1 protein-coding gene is annotated in these 1,026 nt (G+C 66.1%); it reads right to left on the reverse strand.

Annotated features, from left to right (window positions below):
- Positions 1-8: 8 nt before the first annotated feature.
- Entirely contained in the window at positions 9-1,025 is a 1,017-nt protein-coding gene (ilvC, locus tag WDZ95_RS22230; RefSeq protein WP_425781707.1) for a ketol-acid reductoisomerase, read from the reverse strand.
- Between the last annotated feature and the right edge of the window lies 1 nt (position 1,026).

Below are 1,026 nucleotides of genomic sequence, written 5' to 3' on the forward strand. Positions count from 1 at the left end.
TGGCGCGCTCAGTTGCGCGTCTGGTCGACGAGCTTGTTCTTGGCGATCCAGGGCATCATGGCGCGCAGCTGGGCGCCCACCACCTCGATGCTGTGCGCGGCGGTGTTGCGCCGGCGCGCGGTCATGCTCGGGTAGCCGGTGCGGCCTTCGAGGATGAACATCTTGGCGTAGTCGCCGTTCTGGATGCGCTTGAGCGCGTTGCGCATGGCTGCGCGCGACTGCTCGTTGATCACCTCGGGGCCGGTCACGTACTCGCCGAACTCCGCGTTGTTGGAGATCGAGTAGTTCATGTTGGCGATGCCGCCTTCGTAGATCAGGTCCACGATGAGCTTGAGCTCGTGCAGGCACTCGAAGTAGGCCATCTCGGGCGCGTAGCCGGCTTCCACCAGCGTCTCGTAGCCCATCTTGATCAGCTCGACCGCGCCGCCGCACAGCACGGCCTGCTCGCCGAACAGGTCGGTCTCGGTCTCTTCCTTGAAGTTGGTCTCGATGATGCCGGCCTTGCCGCCGCCGTTGGCCATGGCGTAGCTCAGCGCCAGGTCGCGCGCCTTGCCCGTCTTGTCCTGGTGCACCGCCACCAGGTGCGGCACGCCGCCGCCCTGGGTGTAGGTGCTGCGCACGGTGTGGCCCGGGGCCTTGGGCGCAACCATCCACACGTCCAGGTCGGCGCGCGGCACCACCTGGTTGTAGTGCACGTTGAAGCCGTGCGCGAAGGCCAGCGAGGCGCCCTGCTTGATGTTGGGCTCGACGTTGTTGCGGTAGACCTCGGCGATCTGCTCGTCGGGCAGCAGGATCATGACCACGTCGGCGGCTTTCACCGCGTCGTTGACCTCGAGCACGTTCAGGCCGGCCTTGCCCACCTTGTCCCACGAGGCCCCGCCCTTGCGCAGGCCCACCACCACCTTCACGCCGCTGTCGTTGAGGTTCTGCGCGTGCGCGTGGCCCTGGCTGCCGTAGCCGATGATCGCCACCGTCTTGCCCTTGATGAGGGACAGGTCGCAGTCCTTGTCGTAGAAAACTTTCATG

The sequence above is a fragment of the Hydrogenophaga sp. T2 genome (assembly GCF_049843535.1).
GTDB lineage: Bacteria > Pseudomonadota > Gammaproteobacteria > Burkholderiales > Burkholderiaceae_C > Hydrogenophaga > Hydrogenophaga crocea.